Raw genomic sequence first — 20080 nt, forward strand, 5'->3', positions numbered from 1 at the left:
TCCAAGACACTAAACTGCATGAGACCAAGAATTAGAATACTAAATTATATTTTTTAAGAATAATAATTTCAAGGATAATCCCTTCAAGAACAATGGAACATATGGAGTAATCCTACTGTTTTAAGTTCAGAATTTTAAAATTAATATAATATTTTTAGCATAATGGTAGACAGATATACTGTCATTTTATACAATGAAAGCGCAGTCTATTTTTTGAAGAGTTTGATAGGAGGATGGAAAATGAATATCCATGAATATCAAGGTAAAGAAATCCTCAGAAATTACGGGGTATCCGTACCAAATGGTAAAGTGGCTTTTACAGCTGAAGAAGCAGTTGAAGCGGCGAAGACATTAGATTCCAGCGTGTATGTAGTGAAAGCCCAAATCCATGCAGGTGGTCGAGGTAAAGCTGGCGGAGTGAAAATCGCTAAAAGCCTGGACGAAGTACGTACATATGCAGATGAGTTAATCGGTAAAACTTTAGTAACTCACCAAACAGGTCCTGAAGGTAAGGAAGTAAAGCGCTTACTTATTGAAGAAGGCTGTGATATTAAGAAAGAATATTACGTAGGTCTGGTATTGGACCGCGCGACTTCCCAAGTTGTCCTGATGGCTTCTGAAGAAGGCGGAACAGAAATCGAAGAAGTAGCAGAAAAAACACCAGAAAAAATCTTTAAAGAGTATATTGATCCAGTTGTTGGATTAACAGGTTTCCAAGCGAGACGTATTGCATTCAATATCAATATTCCTCAAAAACTTGTTGGAAAAGCAGCTAAGTTCATGATGGGTCTTTACAACGTGTACGTCCAAAAGGATGCTTCTATTGTCGAAATCAATCCTTTAGTTGTAACAGGTGATGGAGACGTAATGGCATTGGATGCGAAGTTCAACTTCGATTCAAATGCATTATACCGTCAGAAAGATGTGATTAAATTACGCGATCTTGAAGAAGAAGATGCAAAAGAAATCGAAGCTTCTAAATATGACTTAAGCTATATTTCCCTGGATGGAAATATCGGTTGCATGGTTAACGGAGCAGGTCTTGCCATGGCAACGATGGACATCGTAAAGCATTACGGCGGAGATCCCGCTAACTTCCTTGATGTTGGGGGCGGTGCGACAGCGGAAAAGGTAACAGAAGCATTTAAAATCATTCTTTCTGATGAAAACGTTAAAGGTATTTTCGTCAATATCTTCGGTGGAATCATGAAATGTGATGTTATTGCAACAGGTGTTGTAGAAGCAGCTAAGCAAATCGGTCTTCAAGTTCCACTAGTGGTTCGTCTTGAAGGTACAAATGTTGACTTAGGGAAAGAAATCCTTAATAAATCAGGACTGAATATCATTGCAGCTGAATCTATGGCGGACGGCGCACAAAAAATCGTTGAGCAAGTAGGCTGAGAAAGGCGGGGGACTAATGAGCGTATTTATTAATAAAGATACCAAGGTTGTTGTACAAGGGATTACAGGATCAACAGCTCTTTTCCATACGAAGCAAATGCTTGAATACGGTACACAAATCGTAGCAGGTGTAACACCTGGAAAAGGCGGAACTGAGGTTGAAGGCGTACCTGTTTTCAATACAGTTGAAGAAGCAAAGAAAGCAACTGGCGTAAATGCATCCGTCATTTATGTTCCTGCTCCGTTTGCAGCAGATGCAATCATGGAAGCGGTAGATGCCGAGCTTGATTTGGCAATCTGTATTACTGAACATATCCCGGTATTGGATATGGTGAAGGTTAAGCGTTATATGGAAGGCAAGAAAACTCGACTTGTAGGACCGAACTGTCCAGGAGTCATCACTCCTGAAGAGTGTAAAATCGGGATCATGCCTGGTTACATCCATACAAAAGGTCATGTAGGGGTTGTTTCACGCTCTGGTACTCTTACGTATGAAGCAGTTCACCAACTTTCACAAGCGGGAATCGGTCAGTCAACGGCAGTCGGAATCGGTGGAGACCCTGTGAACGGAACAGACTTTATCGATGTATTGAAAGCATTCAATGAAGATGAAGATACGTATGCTGTCATCATGATTGGAGAAATCGGCGGTACTGCTGAAGAAGAAGCTGCTGAATGGATTAAAGCCAACATGACTAAGCCTGTAGTAGGATTCATTGGAGGACGTACGGCACCTCCAGGCAAACGCATGGGCCATGCAGGTGCGATCATTTCAGGCGGTAAAGGAACAGCTGATGAGAAAATTCGCGTTATGAATGAATGCGGAATTCAAGTTGCTCCTACACCTTCAGATATGGGCGAAACGTTAATAAAGGTTCTTAAAGAAGAAGGAATCTTAGATAAATGTAAAACTCATTAATCAAGTATTGAGACTGATGGCATTCAAGCCATCAGTCTCAGTTTTATATTCTCTATTAAAAATTCAGGAGGTAATTAATGAAAGAACGTCGTCATATTCTATTTCATATTCACCATTGTCGGGGAATTGGATTGAAAGGAACAAAAAGAATACTAGAATCGCTCCAGAAATTACACTCTATCTTTGATTTATCCCCTTCCAAGCTTCAACAGATAACCCTTTCTACCACTGTTAATTCAGAACTCTTCTATAGAGATCTTCATTCATTTGATTCAGAACGATACAAAAAGCTTTATTCGGAAAATGATATAGACTGGATCACAATTATGGACGAAGAATACCCTGCTCTGCTGAGAAACGTATATGATCCCCCCTTTCTTCTCTTTTTAAAAGGAAACAGGAATCTCCTTCAAAAGCAAAAGAAATTGGCGATTATCGGTTCAAGAAATGCCACCGCTTATACTGATAAAATTCTTCGCGATATTATTCCTCAGCTGGTGAAGAAAGAGGTAGTCATTGTAAGTGGACTAGCGCAGGGTGCCGATACGGTGGCTCATAACCAAACGATTCAATCAGGTGGCCAAACGATAGGTGTCCTTGGTGGAGGTTTCAATCACATTTATCCGAAGCAAAATGAAGGGCTGGCCCATCATATGATGAAACATCAGCTTCTCCTCTCTGAATATCCCCCTTATATTAAACCTGAAAAATGGCAATTTCCTTTTAGAAATAGGATCATCAGCGGTCTTTCCGATGCAGTGCTCGTTACGGAAGCAAGAAAAAAGAGCGGAACATTCATCACGGCCGATTATGCATTAAATGAAGGAAGAGAAGTATTATGTATCCCAGGATCGATATATGAGCCGTTAGCAGAAGGAACCAACAGTTTAATCCAGGAAGGTGCAAGAATGGTCTTATCAATAGAAGATATTTTTTCAGAACTGGGAGTATAAATTAGGAAAATATGATATAGAATCTTTTAATAAAGTAGGGTTTTTCCCATGAATGATTGAATAATTACAAGTTATTTATACAAAATGGTTGCAATTATTGTGAAACTGTTATACATTTTGCAACAGGTATCTAAAACTATATATAAGAGAAATAAATCGTTAAAATTAGTGATTATCTACACTGATATCAATTCTATACCTATGTGAATGAAAGTGTAAACGTTTTCCGTTTCACTTGGATCATAAACATTCCAAGGTGCTATAAACAGTGATTATTTCCCTCTTTAAGGAGGCTTATTGGATGGCAGATTATTTAGTAATAGTAGAGTCGCCGGCAAAGGCGAAAACAATTGAGCGTTATTTAGGAAAAAAATATAAGGTCAGGGCTTCAATGGGCCACGTCAGAGACTTACCGAAGAGTCAAATGGGTGTAGATGTAGAAAACGAATTTGAACCTAAGTATATAACGATACGCGGTAAAGGCCCTGTATTAAAAGAATTGAAAACCGCAGCAAAAAAGGTCAAAAAAATCTTCCTCGCGGCTGACCCCGACAGAGAAGGAGAAGCAATTGCCTGGCATTTGGCTCACAGCCTTGACATGGACACCACTTCCGACTGTCGTGTGGTATTTAATGAGATCACGAAGGATGCGATTAAAGAGTCTTTTAAGCATCCACGGGCGATCAATATGGATTTAGTCGATGCTCAGCAGGCACGCAGGATTTTAGATCGATTAGTGGGTTACAACATCAGCCCGCTCCTTTGGAAGAAAGTTAAAAAAGGTCTGAGTGCAGGGAGAGTGCAATCTGTCGCACTAAGATTAATTATTGACCGGGAAAATGAAATCAAAAGCTTTACTCCAGAAGAGTACTGGTCAATAGAAGCTGAATTCACAAAAGGGAACGATACATTCCAGGCATCGTTTTACGGAATGGACGGTAAGAAGGCTGAATTGAAGACCGAAGAAGATGTGAAAGAAGTGCTTGGTAAAGTAAAAGGGAAGTCCTTTGAAATTAACAAAGTAACAAAAAAGGAAAGAAAACGGAATCCTGCTCCACCATTTACAACTTCTTCACTACAGCAGGAAGCGGCGAGAAAATTAAACTTCCGTGCAAAGAAAACCATGATGCTTGCCCAACAATTATATGAAGGAATTGAGATGGGGAAAGAAGGCACGGTTGGTTTTATTACTTATATGAGAACTGACTCGACTCGTATTTCTGAAGTGGCTCAAAAAGAAGCGAACGAATACATCGTTAATAAATATGGAAATGACTTCGTTAAGCAGACTGAGCGCAAAGAGAAAAAACAACAAAAATCTCAAGATGCCCACGAAGCTGTCCGTCCAACCAGTACATTAAGGGATCCTGCTTCAGTGAAAGAATACCTTTCAAGAGATCAATACAGACTTTATAAATTGATTTGGGAACGATTTGTCGCAAGTGAAATGTCCCCGGCAATTATGGATACTATGAGTGTTGATATTGTAAATGGTTCCGTCATGTTTAGAGCAACCGGCTCTAAAGTGAAGTTTCCAGGCTTTATGAAAGTGTATGTTGAAGGATCTGATGATCAGAAAGAAGAAAAAGACAATCTTCTACCAGCCTTGGAAGAAAACGATAAAGTGAAAAGTGAAAGTATTGATCCAAATCAGCATTTCACTCAACCACCACCAAGGTATACAGAAGCAAGGCTCGTCAAGACGTTGGAAGAACTGGGTATTGGGCGGCCATCCACATATGCTCCGACTCTTGATACGATTCAACGAAGAGGCTATGTAACACTGGATAATAAGCGTTTTATTCCGACTGAACTTGGGGAAATCGTCTTAGAACTGGTGAGGGAGTTCTTCCCGGATATCATTGATGTCGAGTTTACGGCAAACATGGAGCGCAGCCTGGATGATATTGAAGACGGCAATGTGAAGTGGGAAAGAATAATCGATCGCTTTTATCAGGATTTTGAAAAGCATTTAGAAAAAGCTGAAAATGAGATGGAAAAAATCGAAATCCGCGATGAACCTGCCGGTGAAGATTGTGAAGAATGCGGACATCCAATGGTATTCAAAATGGGTCGATATGGAAAGTTCATGGCTTGCAGTAATTTTCCTGACTGCAGAAATACTAAGCCGATCGTCAAGGAAATCGGTGTGAAATGCCCAAAATGTGATAAAGGCAATATCATCGAACGAAAAAGCAAGAAAAAGCGTATTTTCTTCGGTTGTGACCAATATCCTGAATGTGATTTCTTGTCATGGGATAAGCCAATCGAACGTAAATGTCCGAAGTGTTCAGAATTACTCGTTGAGAAAAAGCTTAAAAAAGGTAATCAAATTCAATGTACGAATTGTGATTATAAAGAAGAACCTCAGAAATAGTGTGAGCTCCTGTTCAACTGAACTATAAAAAAGATTGATTGTTGAACAATGAACTTATACAATGTAACAAGGGACTGTCCCAACAGGTGATTTCTCTATTACCTGATGGGTCAGCCCTTTTCTGTTTGCATTTAGTCAGTAGGACAAATTCTCAATATGCTTTTGTCTTTTTTATCTTTGTGTATTGGTGTACAATACAATTTGGTTAAGAAGAAGGATCGATTTACAGGAGGTTTATATAGATGCCAGTAAATGTTATCGGAGCAGGGTTAGCGGGAAGTGAAGCCGCTTGGCAGATTGCGAAGAGGGGAATAAAGGTTAACCTTTTTGAAATGAGACCGGTACGTCAAACACCTGCCCATCATACAGATAAATTTGCAGAGCTTGTTTGCAGTAATTCGCTTAGAGCGAATACATTTACCAATGCTGTTGGTGTATTAAAAGAGGAAATGCGGCATTTAGATTCCGTCATCATGTCTGCTGCCGATGCATGTTCCGTTCCTGCAGGAGGAGCTTTGGCCGTGGATCGTCACGAATTTGCAGCCCATGTCACTGATAAAGTGAAGAATCATCCGAATGTCACGGTATATAATGAAGAGGTCACGGATTTACCTGAAGGGATCACCATTATAGCAACAGGACCACTTACAAGTGAAAGTCTTTCGGAGAAAATCAGAAAAGTAACGGGAGAAGAACATTTATATTTCTACGACGCAGCTGCACCAATCATTGAGAAAGATTCCATTGATATGGACAAAGTGTATTTGAAATCCCGGTATGACAAAGGGGAAGCGGCATACTTAAATTGCCCGATGACAGAAAGTGAGTTCAATCGTTTCTACGAAGCCCTTATTTCAGCTGAAACAGTGCCTTTAAAAGAATTTGAAAAAGAGATATTCTTTGAAGGCTGTATGCCGATAGAAGTGATGGCATCCAGAGGGAAGAAAACCATGTTATTTGGTCCTTTAAAACCGGTGGGATTAGAAGACCCTAAAACAGGTAAACGACCATTTGCTGTTGTTCAGTTAAGACAAGATGATGCAGCAGGAACACTTTACAATATTGTAGGCTTTCAAACACATTTAAAGTGGGGACCGCAAAAAGAAGTACTTCAATTAATTCCTGGACTTGAGAATGCAGAAATTGTCCGTTTTGGGGTGATGCACAGAAATACCTTCATAAACTCTCCCAATGTCTTAAAGGATACCTATCAACTTAAAGAAAATGAGAACCTGTTTTTTGCCGGACAAATGACCGGAGTGGAAGGTTATGTGGAATCTGCTGCCAGCGGGCTGATCGCGGGAATCAATGCAGCGAAAATGGCTATAGGTGAATCACCAGTGGTGTTCCCTCATGAAACAGCGATTGGAAGTATGGCAAGATATATTACGACGGCCAACAAAAACAACTTCCAACCGATGAATGCTAATTTCGGTCTACTCCCTGATTTGCCCAAAAAAGTCAAAGGCAAAAAAGAGCGTAATGAGCAACATGCCAATCGAGCTTTAGAAACAATTCAGAACTTTGTGAAAAAAGTGTAAAATTCATTGCAAGGGCAGCTAGGTTGTGTTACTATTTAGTAGCCCTTGTGAGGTGTTAAAAATGAAAAATCAATTACATGAACAATTACAATCTTTTACTGAATATATACAAATAGAAAAGCATTATTCTGCTCATACTTTTGAACAATATCGTCATGATATTGAAGAGTTCTACGTATTTATGAAAGAACAAGGTTTAAGTTCATTAAAAGATGTCGAGTATTCTGATGCGAGACTTTTTTTAACTAAGCTGCATGATCATGGTTTAATGAGATCTTCCATTTCAAGGAAGGTATCCAGTTTAAGAAGTTTCTATCGTTACTTAAATCGGGAAAAGCAGCTCACCGATAACCCATTTTCCTTTGTGAATCTTCCTAAAAAAGAACAGCGATTGCCTAAATTTTTTTATGAGGAAGAAATACAAGCATTGTTAGAAGCGTGCGGAGGCGACAAGCCATTAGATATTCGCAACCGGGCCATCTTTGAACTTTTGTATGCTACGGGTATCCGCGTAAGTGAATGCACAAGCATACGATTGAAGGACGTAGATTTAGTGCTTTCTACAATACTTGTAAAAGGTAAGGGTAACAAAGAGAGATATGTACCATTTGGAAGCTTTGCTCACGATGCTATAGAACAATACATAACAGAGTCCCGGCCTAAGTTAATGAAGAATCAAACTCATTCCCAATTGTTGGTCAATCATCGTGGCGGAGCATTAACCCAAAGAGGGATACGTCTTATCTTAAATAGGATTATCGAGAAAGCTTCCTTGACCGGAAAAATCCATCCCCATATGTTAAGACATACGTTTGCCACGCATTTACTTAATAATGGTGCCGATTTAAGAACGGTTCAGGAACTTCTTGGACACTCACAGTTATCATCAACTCAAGTATATACTCATGTATCGAAGGATCAGTTGAGAAAAACATATTTGGCACATCATCCACGTGCTTAGAAGAGTTGGAGGTCAGGATATGGAACAATTCCACGCAACCACTATTTTTGCCGTACAGCATGAAGGCCAATGTGCGATGTCCGGGGACGGACAGGTGACATTTGGTAATACAGTTGTGATGAAGCATACAGCAAAAAAAGTCCGGAAGCTATTTAATGGCAAAGTATTAGCAGGTTTTGCCGGATCTGTTGCCGACGCATTCACATTATCAGAAAAATTCGAAGGGAAACTTCAGGAATTTAATGGGAATCTCCCGAGAGCAGCTGTTGAATTAGCTAAAGAGTGGAGGAGCGACAAAGTCTTAAGAAAGCTTGAAGCCATGTTGATTGTAATGGATGAAAATCACTTATTGCTAATTTCCGGGACTGGTGAAGTCATTGAACCGGACGATGGGATTTTAGCCATTGGATCAGGTGGTAATTATGCATTATCAGCTGGAAGAGCTTTAAAACAATACGCAGGTGACCATTTATCTGCAAGAGAAATCGCTCAGTCTTCCTTACAAATTGCTGCTGATATATGTGTATATACAAATAACCAAATTATTGTTGAAGAGCTGTAAACATTAATCATCAGATTGAAATTTTTATATTCTTTTTACACTATAGGGAAAGTAAGGAGTGTGCCATTTGATGAAGAGTACTGATCACTTAACTCCAAGGCAAATTGTTGAACGTCTCGATCAATATATTGTAGGACAGAAAGATGCAAAGAGAGCGGTCGCTGTTGCATTACGAAATCGATATCGACGTAGCCTTCTTTCTGATGTATTAAAGGATGAAGTGATTCCAAAGAACATTTTAATGATGGGACCAACCGGGGTCGGGAAAACAGAGATTGCCAGAAGGATTGCGAAGCTTGTCAGAGCTCCTTTTGTAAAAGTAGAGGCTACTAAGTTTACTGAAGTCGGTTATGTTGGACGCGATGTGGAATCAATGGTGAGAGATTTAGTCGAAACGTCTGTCCGCCTGGTGAAAGAGGAGAAAATGGTAGGGGTGCGTGAAAGAGCAGCTGAAAATGCCAACCGCCGCTTAGTGGAACTCGTTGTACCATCTAAGAAAAAGTCCACTTCTTACAAAAACCCATTTGAGATGATCTTTGGTGGTAATCAGACTCAGGACACTTCGGAAGAAGAGGAAGAAAAGCAAGAAGAGATTTCCCTTCGAGAGCAAAGGCGCAGAGTGGAAACAAGGCTTCAAAATGGTGAACTTGAAGAGGAGTTCATCACGATTGAAGTAGAAGAGCAGCAGCCCTCCATGTTCGATATGCTTCAAGGCTCCGGTATGGAACAAATGGGCATGAATATGCAGGATGCTATGAGCAACTTTATGCCAAAGAAAAAGAAAAAACGTAAATTAAAGGTGAAAGAAGCGAGAGTCGTTCTTACAAATGAGGAAGCTCAAAAGCTTATTGATATGGATGAAGTAACCCAGGAGGCAATCGTGCGTGCAGAACAATCAGGAATCATCTTTATCGATGAGATTGATAAAATAGCAAGCAAGAGCTCTGGCCAATCTTCTGCCGACGTTTCGAGGGAAGGGGTTCAGCGTGACATCCTTCCTGTTGTAGAAGGATCTACGATCGTCACAAAGCATGGTTCGGTAAAAACTGATCATGTGCTTTTCATTGCGGCAGGTGCTTTTCACATGAGTAAACCATCTGATCTTATTCCGGAATTACAAGGACGTTTCCCAATCAGAGTGGAACTTCAGAAGCTATCTACAGAAGACTTTGTGCGTATACTCGTTGAACCTGATAACGCAATCATTAAACAATATATTGCTTTAATGGAAACAGAAGGTATACAAATTGAATTTTCTGACGATGCTATTCGTAGACTTGCTGAAATTGCCTATGATGTAAACCAGAACACGGATAATATTGGAGCGAGAAGACTTCATACCATTATGGAAAAACTTCTCGAGGACCTTTCCTTTGAAGCTCCGGATATTACATTGGAAACGATTAATATCACACCTAAGTACGTGGATGATAAGTTAGGCGCCATTGCAAAGAATAAGGATCTGAGTCAGTTTATTCTATAAGTTTTCACCTTCATTCTATTGGGTAAAGATAGATGAATCAATCAGAATACAAAATTTAATAATAGATACACTTAAGTTGTAGTAGGAGGAAATGTAATGAATTTATTAGGTAAAACAAGAACAATTAATGCTATGCTGCAAAAAGCAGCGGGTAAACCAGTAAACTTTAAAGAAATGTCAGAAACACTTAGCAAGGTCATTGAAGCAAATGTATTCGTTGTAAGTCGCCGAGGGAAATTACTTGGCTACGCCATTAATCAGCAAATTGAAAATGAGCGAATGAAACAAATGCTTGCTGATCGTCAATTCCCTGAGGAGTATACTCAAAACCTGTTTAATGTTCAAGAAACTTCTCCAAACCTGGATGTTAACAGTGAATATACTGCTTTCCCTGTTGAAAATAGAGAATTCTTCAAAAATGGGCTGACGACAATCGTTCCTATTATTGGTGGAGGTGAGAGACTGGGTACATTGATTCTTGCCCGTCTTGAAGCAAGCTTCGAAGATGATGATCTCATCCTGGGTGAATATGGTGCAACAGTAGTAGGAATGGAAATTCTTCGTGAAAAAGCGGAAGAAATTGAAGTGGAAGCTAGAAGCAAGGCTGTCGTGCAAATGGCGATCAGTTCTTTATCATACAGTGAGCTTGAAGCGATTGAGCATATCTTTGAAGAGTTAAATGGTAATGAAGGTCTTTTGGTTGCTTCTAAAATTGCCGATAGAGTGGGAATTACCCGTTCAGTAATCGTCAATGCTCTTCGTAAATTAGAAAGTGCGGGAGTAATTGAGTCTCGTTCCCTGGGAATGAAAGGTACTTACATTAAAGTATTAAACAATAAATTCCTAGTTGAGTTAGATAAGCTCCGTACAAATTAATCCAATGAAAAGCTGTTCCCTGTTAAATGGGGAACAGCTTTTTTATTTGGTTACCATAATGCTTGCTCTGAAGCCGCCCCTCCGCTTTTGTGTCATCCAGCTCTGGGGCTTAGAGGCTCGAGGTCATAACCCAAGTCCACCAAAAAGGCAAAGTGCGCCTTTCCGGTGGGCTTGGGTTATGCTTGTCGCCTCTGGACAAAGCCCCTCCGCTTTTGTAGTACAAAAGGGCGAAAATGTCTGATTGTTTAGGGAAAATAAGTCTAATGGACTATTGGTAATCTTTCATATGGTATTGTCATATATGGCACGAATAGTACAATAAGGTTACAACAATGTTACGACTATTTTCGACAATTTAATAAATTTAGATGACAGAGTGAGTAAAATGATGACATTCGCCTCTTGGAAGGTGATGTTTTCGTGTGCAAAAGAGTGAAATAAGGTGAATAAACCATCTTGAACGCAATAACGATGGATTTCATTCATATCAAAGCGAATCGGGCAAATATATGTATGTGTAACATATATGTAATAAAACTAGAATAATTCACATTAAATTGGTAAAATATCCTTGGTAATTTAAGGGTTAAATATAGATTAAAAGTCACGAATTCTTTGAATTTCGCCCTCATTCTTGAAAATTTACGGAATATTCATAGACACTAATCTTGCTAAACATTACAATAAATACTGTTGTATGCTAAATTTGTAAAAAATAGTAGTATCTTGTCAAAAAAACGGATAGAGGTGCCTAAAGTGAAATTATTTTCCAACACTTTCACAACTCTGGAAAGAGGACTGAATTACGCCTCGTTAAATCAAAAAGTGATCTCTCAAAATATCGCTAATGTCGACACTCCAAATTATAAAGCAAAAGAAGTAGAGTTTAAGACAATGCTAGACCATTCAGTTCAACAACTTGAGGCAAAAAAAACGGATCAACGACATTTCACCTTTCACTCAAGTAGTCAACATCCAGCAGTTAAAACAAAAACAACTTATCAATATAATCACAATGGGAATGGTGTGGATTTAGATCAGGAAATGTCAGAAATGGCTTCGAATCAAATCTATTTTAATGCCTTAACAGATCGAATAAATGGTAAGTTTAACAGTCTTCAAACGGTTGTAAGGGGTGGTAAATAATCATGGCGATATTTACAAGTATGAATACGACAGCATCTGCCCTTACTGCCCAGCGCTTAAGAATGGATGTCATTTCATCAAACATGGCCAATGCAGACACAACAAGAGGAGAAATGGTTGGAGGAGAATGGCAGCCATATAAAAGAAAATCTGTTGTAATGGCACCTAAGGAAAATCAATTTTCATCATTTTTAAATAAAGCCATGAACACAAGAAACAATCACAATGTTGGAAGCGGAGTAAAGGTTTCCAGAATCGAAGAAGATGACGAAACACCATTTAAAATGGTGTACGATCCAGAACATCCTGATGCGAATGGCGAGGGGTATGTGCATCTGCCCAATGTTGATCCATTAAGGGAAATGGTTGACCTTATTTCGGCCACTCGCTCATATGAAGCAAACGTAACCGTATTTAATGCGAATAAAGCGATGTTAATGAAATCATTGGAAATCGGTAAATAGAAAGAGGTTATAGATTTATGGCAATACATAATATAGGTTCGATTAATCCTGGAGTTTTTAGTCCGTCAATTGCAAAAAAAAATGTATCCCCTTCAGAAGCTACGGAGAATTTCAGTCAATTACTTAAACAGTCCATTGACGAAGTGAATTCTATGCAAGTTCAATCAGATCAAATGACCGAGAAGCTTGTACGGGGAGAAAATGTTGATCTTCATCAAGTGATGATCGCTTCACAAAAAGCAAGCATCACATTGCAAACGACCATGGAAGTGCGTAACAAAGTAGTAGAAGCCTACCAAGAAATAATGAGAATGCCAATGTAGTAGACTCATTCAGTCATGTACCGGAGGATTGTAATGAATGAATCGTTTAAGAAATATATAGAACAGATAAAGTCTTATTGGGCAAGCAGAACAAAAAAACAGAAAATAAGTATGGGAGCAGCCTTTCTGATTACAGTCATTCTGATTAGTGCTTTGAGCTTCTTTGCAACAAGAACGACTCTTGTTCCCCTATACAGTAATTTATCACCTTCAGAAACGGGAGCGATAAAAGAAAATCTCGATGGTAGAGGAATCCAATCGGAGATATCCGATGGTGGATCAACCATCATGGTTCCTAAAGAACAAGTAGATACATTGAAGGTTGAATTGGCTGCAGAAGGAATTCCTAACTCGGGGAGTATTGATTACTCCTTTTTCAGTCAAAATGCTGGATTTGGTATGACTGATAATGAATTTAATGTGTTGAAGCTGGATGCGATGCAAACAGAACTTGCTCAACTCATGAAAGGAATCGAAGGGGTACAGGATGCTAAAGTCATGATCAATCTTCCAGAAAAGCAGGTTTTCTTAAATGATGACATTCAACAAGCATCAGCTTCGATTGTATTAAATACAAATCCTGGTTTCACATTTGATCAAAAGCAGATTAAATCACTTTACCATCTGGTTTCCAAAAGTGTTCCTGATCTCCCTACAGAGAATATCGTCATCATGAATCAATTTTTTGAGTATTTTGACTTGGAAGCTCAAAATAATTCCATGGGCGGAGGCAACTTTGCTCAACAAATGGATGTCAAGAAAGAAATTGAACGTGATATACAACGTCAAGTTCAGAATATGTTAGGCACATTGATTGGATATAACAAAGTGGTTGTATCGGTTTCAACTGATATAGACTTTACCCAGGAAAACCGTGAAGAAGTCCTTGTTACACCAGTGGATGAAGAAAATATGGAAGGAATAGCCGTAAGCGCACAGCGCATTACTGAAACTTTCTCAGGCGAAGGGGCAAACCCTGGTGGGACACCTGGAGCCGGTGATGTTAATGAGCCAACAAATACAGGGGATACTTATGGTTCCAGTTCAGAATCAAATGGTGATTATGAACGAATGGAGGAAACGATTAACAATGAAGTCAATCGTATCCGTAAAGAAGTAGTTGAGAGCCCATATAAAATAAGGGATCTTGGGATTCAGGTTATGGTGGAACCGCCAAATCCTGATGAGGTTAATTCCCTGCCACAAGACAGGGTGGATGATATCCGCCAAGTATTATCGACCATTGTAAGAACTTCCATTGATAAGGAAGCCAATCCTGAATTGACAGACGAAGCAATAGAAGACAAAGTGATCGTCTCGGTTCAACCATTTAATGGGAAAGTCGATATGGCATCTGAAGAGAAATCTGTTCTCCCATGGTGGACCTATGTGATTGGTGGAATTCTTCTTATTGTCATTCTACTGCTGGTATTTTTCCTGGTTCGTTCTAGAAAGAAAGAAAAAATAGAAGAAATGTCATACGAAGAAACAAGAGAGCCTGTCCATATACCGGAAATTGAGCCTAAAGAAGAAACAGAAGGAACGATTCGCCGGAAACAACTTGAAAAAATGGCCAAAGAAAAGCCTGAAGAATTTGCAAAATTATTACGGACCTGGTTATCAGAGGATTAGGAGGGATGAATGTGGTTAGAAGAGAGAAAGGTTTAACGGGAAAACAGAAAGCAGCCATCCTCCTGATCTCTCTTGGTCCTGATGTATCCGCATCAGTATACAAGCATTTATCAGAAGAAGAAATCGAGAAGTTAACGTTAGAGATATCCGGAGTCAAAAAGGTGGAGACTGAAGCGAAAGAGGATATCTTAGAAGAATTTCACCATATCGCCATTGCTCAAGATTATATCTCCCAGGGCGGAATTGGCTATGCCAAAACAGTATTAGAAAAAGCACTTGGATCAGAACAAGCATTGGCGATCATTAACCGGTTAACTTCGTCTTTACAAGTAAAGCCTTTTGACTTTGCACGGAGAGCCGATGCTGCTCAAATTCTCAACTTTATACAAAACGAACACCCTCAAACCATTTCATTAATTCTATCTTATCTTGAACCACAGCAAGCAGGCCAAATACTTTCTGAACTTCCTCAAGAAGTTCAAGCAGATATTGCCAGGAGAATCGCAATCATGGATGGAACTTCCCCGGAAGTGATAAGTGAAGTGGAAGCTATCCTTGAAAGAAAGCTTTCGGCTACTGTGACCCAGGATTATACGCAGACGGGTGGAGTTGAAGCGGTAGTGGAAGTGCTGAATGGGGTAGATCGTTCTACGGAGAAAACCATTCTGGATGCATTAGAAATACAAGATCCTGAATTAGCTGAGGAAATTAAGAAGAGAATGTTTGTGTTTGAAGACATTGTCACCCTTGATGGGCGTTCCATTCAACGTGTCATTCGCGATTGTGATAACGAAGATCTGCTCCTGTCCCTTAAAGTATCAAGTGATGAGGTGAAAGAAGTGGTATTTAGAAACATGTCTAATCGCATGGTGGAAACCCTCAAAGAGGAAATGGAATTCATGGGGCCGGTTCGATTACGGGATGTAGAAGAAGCACAGTCACGGATTGTAGCGGTGATAAGAAGGTTAGAGGATTCCGGTGAAATCATCATAGCCCGTGGTGGAGGAGACGATATTATTGTCTAGAATCATTAAATCCTCCATTGCGCGAACCATTGATGAAAATAAAAAACTGATATCCCTTAAAAGGGTGAAAACAATAGAAGAATTCAAGCAACATGAACACAATAACTTAGAAATGAACGGAACGGCCGTGGGAAATCACATTATAGATGAAGCGAATGATAAAGCGGCTCGAATAATCGAAGAAGCGAAAGAGATGACTTTCCATGCTCAAAGACAGATTGAACGTGAGAAAGAAAAGTGGTTGGTCGAACGCGAACAACTCATGCAGGAAGCCTATAATGCCGGATTTCTTCAAGGAGAAGAAGAGGGTAGAAACAAAGGTTATCAAGAATATCATCAGCGACTGACGGAAGCCAATGAGATGACTGAGAGAAATAAACAACAGTATCAAGACTATATTCAAAATGCAGAGAAAGTCATTGTCAGCTTAGGGATTACATGTGCTGAGAAGATCATGAATCGGAAACTCCAGGAAGAACCCGATCATTTCTTTTCGATCGTGGAACGGGGATTAAAGGAGGTAAGGGATCTGCCTCACATTCAAATTCATGTTCATCCGACTAAGCATAAGCTTTTAGTTGAAAATAAAAATGAGCTTGAAGTCATGTTCCCCACGGATGTTCAGTGCTTTATCTATGCAAATGATGATCTTCGACCTGAGGAATGTTATATAGAAACCAACCAGGGTCGTGTCATTGTGAGTGTGGACTCCCAATTAAGAGAGTTAAAGCAGAAGCTTCTTCATTTTCTGGAAGGTGATGTTGAATGAAAGCAGCAGATCTAATTCACCATATCCCCCAGATTCCAACTTTCAAAAAGTTTGGAAAGGTAAAGCGGGTTGTCGGGTTAATGATCGAATCTCAAGGACCTGAAAGTTCAGTAGGTGAAGTCTGTCATATTCATATTTTCTCCCGAGGCAAACAAAAAGTTATTCTAGCAGAAGTGGTAGGGTTTAATGATGATTTAGTGATCCTCATGCCCTATACCAATATGCAGGATATTTCTCCCGGCAGTTTAGTAGAAGGTACCGCGAAGTCATTAGAAATCAAAATTGGTCCATCTTTAATAGGGAAGGTGATAGATTCCCTGGGACACCCACTCGATGGAAGTCACTTACCGAATGGTTTAAGTACGACATATACAGAACAAGACCCTCCCAATCCTTTATCAAGACCGCCCATTAACGAAAAAATGGAGGTTGGTGTAAAAGCCATCGACAGCATGCTGACTGTAGGGAAAGGTCAAAGGGTCGGTATATTCGCTGGAAGTGGGGTAGGAAAAAGTACACTGCTTGGAATGATTGCCCGAAACACGAAAGCGGATTTAAATGTAATTGCGTTAATCGGTGAGAGGGGCAGGGAAGTAAGGGAATTTATTGAAAGAGATTTAGGAGAAGAAGGATTAAAGAGAACTATTGTTGTGGCTGCCACATCAGATCAACCTGCACTAATGAGGATTAAAGGAGCCTTTACGGCGACTGCCATTGCAGAATATTTTCGAGATAAAGGAATGAACGTCATGCTCATGATGGATTCCGCGACACGGGTAGCGATGGCTCAGAGGGAAATCGGATTGGCGGTCGGGGAACCACCGACCACTAAAGGTTACACGCCATCTGTATTTGCTATTTTACCGAAACTATTAGAAAGAACAGGTACTAATGTACTCGGGAGCATAACAGCATTTTACACCGTGTTGGTTGATGGTGATGATTTAAATGAGCCTATTTCAGACACGGTTAGGGGGATACTGGATGGTCACATTGTGCTTGACCGTCAAATCGCAAACAGAGGTCAATATCCGGCTATCAATATTTTAAAAAGTGTGAGCAGGTTAATGAATCATCTGGCATCTATGGAACATTTACATGCCGCTACGAGAATAAGAGAGTTATTAAGTACTTATATGAACTCTGAGGATCTTATCCAGATTGGTGCTTATAAAAAGGGTACTTCCCGTGAGGTAGATGAAGCCATCCAATACTATCCAGGTATCATCTCCTTCTTGAAACAGGGAGTATACGAACAGGTTTCTCTCCCTGCAAGTGTTGATGGACTTATTATGCTTTCGGAAAAAGGTGGATGGATCGAGTGAGTTATCAATACAGGTTTCAACGTATTTTAACGTTAAAGGAAAAAGAAAAAGATGAAGTGCAGGAAATGTACAGGGGTTCCATTGAAAAGTTTGAAAAAGTTGCCGAGAAGCTTTATGAGTTTCTGAAAAAGAAAGAAACTCTCGAAATGCATCAAGAAACCAAGTTGCAAAATGGTTTATCTGTACAACATATTCGTCATCATCAACAGTTCCTCACCAATCTTGAAAGAACTATTTCTTATTACCAGGACCTGGTGATACAAGCAAGGAACCGGATGAACTGGTGTGAAGAAAAACTTGTAGATATGAACGTAGAAGTAAAGAAATACGAAAAGATGAAAGAGAACGATCTCCATCGCTTTTTACAAACTAATCAACAATTGGAAAATAAACAATTAGATGAAGTATCAGTCGTTCAATATATGAAACGGGGAGTTAGGTGATTTCATGGCAAAGGTGATCGAAGAGGAAAACAAAGATCAGTCCAGTCGTTTTCAAAGAATTGTGTTTATCATTTTCATTCCTCTCTTGTTTACTATAACCTTCTCTCTCGTAATCATGACAGCTGCAGGAATCAATGTATTTGAAAAAGCGCAATCATTCAGCTCGGATATCCCTTTTCTGGCTAATATCCTTCCTTCAAATGAAGCCCGGGAAGCAGACGAATTACATGAGCGAATGGTCTCACTTCAAGCTTCAATCGAAGATCAAGAAGCGAAAATTGCCCAGCTTCAAAATGAAGTAGATAAAAGAGACAGTGATAAAGAACAACTGCAAGCGACCATTCAACAGCAAAAAGAAGAGCTTGAAGAATTACGGCAGATTGGTGAAGAAAACAAACGGGCCTTTAAAGAGGTAGTCAATACATTTGAATCCATGTCAGCAAAGGGTGCTGCTCCAGTTCTGATGAACATGGATGATGATGAAGCAATGAAGATTCTATCAAATATCAAACCTGATACTCTAGCAGATATTTTAGAAAAAATGCCCCCGGAAGATGCTGCCAGATACACGGAGCTGCTCTCTACGGTGGAATGATAGGCTAGGTTTTGAGAGGAGGTGAAAAAGTGGAAATCGGAATAGGCACCCAGGCTCCCAACTCTCCCATTGGGATGAGCAAGGAAACAACGCTTTCCAAGAAAGAAATGGATGGGTTTTCGAAACTATTAGGATTTGTATCGAATCATGTTGTTGAAAGGGAAGAAGTAAAACATCCCGAGACACTATCTCTTCTTGTAAGTCTGACAGGCATCTTACGTGCAACAGAGCTTGATGAAGTTGGGCTATCAAGCGGACAATTAGAAGACTTATCCCGATTAAAGGAACTTGACTTTGAACAAATCGCTGAAATAGTTGGTGTGGATCAAGAAACGGTCATAACACTTTTTTCTGAGCTTCAATCTGCTCTTATTGGGACTGAGCAATCCTTGCCTTCATCAGATGATATTGCAGAGGATCTTCATGAAATTCTGCTGGGAACGATGCAACTGCTGCAATCCGCATTAAAAAATGAGGTGGGGGTCTTAAGTGGAAAAGGACCAATAGAAGATGTAACCAGACTTGTAAAGGTCATTGAACTTTTGGCAACTAACCGTGACCTACTTGTGGTGGAAGCATCAAAAACGTCCGAGCTAAAAGACATGATGAAGAGGGTTCAAGCGGGTGTAGATGCATCCTTGGCCAGGGAGTTCAATCATAGTAAGGATTGGTCCCAGGTATTAAAAGATGCTTTTCACCGCCAGGCACCTGTGCAAACAATGGAAAAGCAGTCCTCAACAGAACGGGTCACAGTGGAGAAGAAAAGTATTCAACCGATTCAGGCAAACCATATACACTTTGTTCTTCCGAAAACAGAATCCGTTTCCATGAGTCTCTCATCTGCAAATCGCTCCCTTCAATATGAACAATTTGTGAAAGAATTTCAGAATATCATAAGTAAATCTCAAATGCTGTCACAGCCGAGCATGAGTAAGCTGTTAATCAAGCTATATCCAGAGCAACTGGGCTCATTAAGGATCGAACTTCTACAACAAAACGGAGTGATGACCGCAAAAATATTAGCTTCGACGGCAACTGCGAAAGAAATGCTTGATTCTCAAATTCAAGGATTAAAGCATGCGTTTACATCGCAGAACCTTCAAGTAGAGAAGATAGAAATCTCACAGGCGTTAACAGATGCTGAGCGGCAATCTAAAGGGCAGTCACAACAACAGTTCTCACAACAGCAAAGGCAGAATCAACCCGACCAGGGAGGAAGCCAGGATGAAGAAAGAACTCAATCCTTTAAGGATTATCTCGTAAATACCGAAATATAGGTGATAAT

19 protein-coding genes are annotated in these 20080 nt (G+C 39.8%); all 19 read left to right on the forward strand.

Annotated features, from left to right (window positions below; genetic code table 11):
• The first annotated feature begins 240 nt into the window (after positions 1–240).
• The 19 genes from sucC to F0342_RS08315 all read left to right on the forward strand — a co-directional run bounded on the left by sucC (position 241) and on the right by F0342_RS08315 (position 20072).
• The gene (sucC, locus tag F0342_RS08225; protein WP_149155494.1) at positions 241–1401 is read left to right on the forward strand and encodes an ADP-forming succinate--CoA ligase subunit beta; all 1161 of its coding nucleotides are present in this window, start codon (positions 241–243) and stop codon (positions 1399–1401) included.
• Positions 1402–1417: 16 nt separating this feature from the next.
• Positions 1418–2320, forward strand: a complete 903-nt coding sequence (sucD, locus tag F0342_RS08230; protein WP_149155495.1) for a succinate--CoA ligase subunit alpha — start codon at positions 1418–1420, stop codon at positions 2318–2320.
• Between the two features lie 77 nt (positions 2321–2397).
• Positions 2398–3273: a DNA-processing protein DprA gene (dprA, locus tag F0342_RS08235; protein WP_149155496.1), complete on the forward strand. Its 876-nt coding sequence runs from the start codon at positions 2398–2400 to the stop codon at positions 3271–3273.
• A 301-nt stretch (positions 3274–3574) separates the two neighbouring features.
• Complete coding sequence (gene topA, locus F0342_RS08240; RefSeq protein WP_149155497.1) at positions 3575–5650, forward strand: type I DNA topoisomerase; 2076 nt, start codon at positions 3575–3577, stop codon at positions 5648–5650.
• A 242-nt stretch (positions 5651–5892) separates the two neighbouring features.
• Positions 5893–7191 (forward strand): FADH(2)-oxidizing methylenetetrahydrofolate--tRNA-(uracil(54)-C(5))-methyltransferase TrmFO, encoded by a 1299-nt coding sequence (trmFO, locus tag F0342_RS08245; RefSeq protein WP_149155498.1) that lies wholly within the window; start codon positions 5893–5895, stop codon positions 7189–7191.
• Between the two features lie 61 nt (positions 7192–7252).
• Positions 7253–8152, forward strand: coding sequence for a tyrosine recombinase XerC (gene xerC / locus F0342_RS08250; protein WP_149155499.1), 900 nt, complete (start codon positions 7253–7255; stop codon positions 8150–8152).
• 19 nt (positions 8153–8171) lie between these two features.
• Positions 8172–8714, forward strand: a complete 543-nt coding sequence (gene hslV / locus F0342_RS08255; protein ID WP_149155500.1) for an ATP-dependent protease subunit HslV — start codon at positions 8172–8174, stop codon at positions 8712–8714.
• A gap of 70 nt (positions 8715–8784) precedes the next feature.
• Positions 8785–10197, forward strand: coding sequence for an ATP-dependent protease ATPase subunit HslU (gene hslU / locus F0342_RS08260; RefSeq protein WP_149156054.1), 1413 nt, complete (start codon positions 8785–8787; stop codon positions 10195–10197).
• Between the two features lie 96 nt (positions 10198–10293).
• The gene (codY, locus tag F0342_RS08265; protein ID WP_149155501.1) at positions 10294–11073 is read left to right on the forward strand and encodes a GTP-sensing pleiotropic transcriptional regulator CodY; all 780 of its coding nucleotides are present in this window, start codon (positions 10294–10296) and stop codon (positions 11071–11073) included.
• 756 nt (positions 11074–11829) lie between these two features.
• Positions 11830–12219, forward strand: coding sequence for a flagellar basal body rod protein FlgB (flgB, locus tag F0342_RS08270; RefSeq protein WP_149156055.1), 390 nt, complete (start codon positions 11830–11832; stop codon positions 12217–12219).
• 2 nt (positions 12220–12221) lie between these two features.
• Positions 12222–12683, forward strand: coding sequence for a flagellar basal body rod protein FlgC (gene flgC, locus F0342_RS08275; RefSeq protein WP_149155502.1), 462 nt, complete (start codon positions 12222–12224; stop codon positions 12681–12683).
• 17 nt (positions 12684–12700) lie between these two features.
• A complete protein-coding gene (fliE, locus tag F0342_RS08280; protein ID WP_149155503.1) occupies positions 12701–13006 on the forward strand; it encodes a flagellar hook-basal body complex protein FliE in 306 nt (101 codons plus the stop codon).
• A gap of 33 nt (positions 13007–13039) precedes the next feature.
• Positions 13040–14638, forward strand: a complete 1599-nt coding sequence (gene fliF, locus F0342_RS08285) for a flagellar basal-body MS-ring/collar protein FliF (protein ID WP_149155504.1) — start codon at positions 13040–13042, stop codon at positions 14636–14638.
• A gap of 5 nt (positions 14639–14643) precedes the next feature.
• Positions 14644–15663: a flagellar motor switch protein FliG gene (gene fliG, locus F0342_RS08290; RefSeq protein WP_149155505.1), complete on the forward strand. Its 1020-nt coding sequence runs from the start codon at positions 14644–14646 to the stop codon at positions 15661–15663.
• Positions 15656–16432, forward strand: a complete 777-nt coding sequence (gene fliH, locus F0342_RS08295) for a flagellar assembly protein FliH (protein WP_188048457.1) — start codon at positions 15656–15658, stop codon at positions 16430–16432. The genes fliG and fliH overlap by 8 nt, the downstream gene beginning before the upstream one ends.
• Positions 16429–17757, forward strand: a complete 1329-nt coding sequence (fliI, locus tag F0342_RS08300) for a flagellar protein export ATPase FliI (protein ID WP_149155507.1) — start codon at positions 16429–16431, stop codon at positions 17755–17757. The genes fliH and fliI overlap by 4 nt, the downstream gene beginning before the upstream one ends.
• Positions 17754–18200: a flagellar export protein FliJ gene (gene fliJ / locus F0342_RS08305; RefSeq protein WP_149155508.1), complete on the forward strand. Its 447-nt coding sequence runs from the start codon at positions 17754–17756 to the stop codon at positions 18198–18200. Before fliI ends, fliJ begins: the two co-directional genes overlap by 4 nt.
• Before the next feature lie 4 nt (positions 18201–18204).
• On the forward strand, positions 18205–18795 hold the full coding sequence (locus tag F0342_RS08310) for a MotE family protein (RefSeq protein ID WP_149155509.1): 591 nt from the start codon (positions 18205–18207) through the stop codon (positions 18793–18795).
• A gap of 29 nt (positions 18796–18824) precedes the next feature.
• On the forward strand, positions 18825–20072 hold the full coding sequence (locus tag F0342_RS08315) for a flagellar hook-length control protein FliK (RefSeq protein ID WP_149155510.1): 1248 nt from the start codon (positions 18825–18827) through the stop codon (positions 20070–20072).
• Positions 20073–20080 lie beyond the last annotated feature (8 nt).

Source organism: Bacillus sp. CH30_1T, from assembly GCF_008364765.1.
Lineage (GTDB): Bacteria > Bacillota > Bacilli > Bacillales > Bacillaceae_B > Rossellomorea.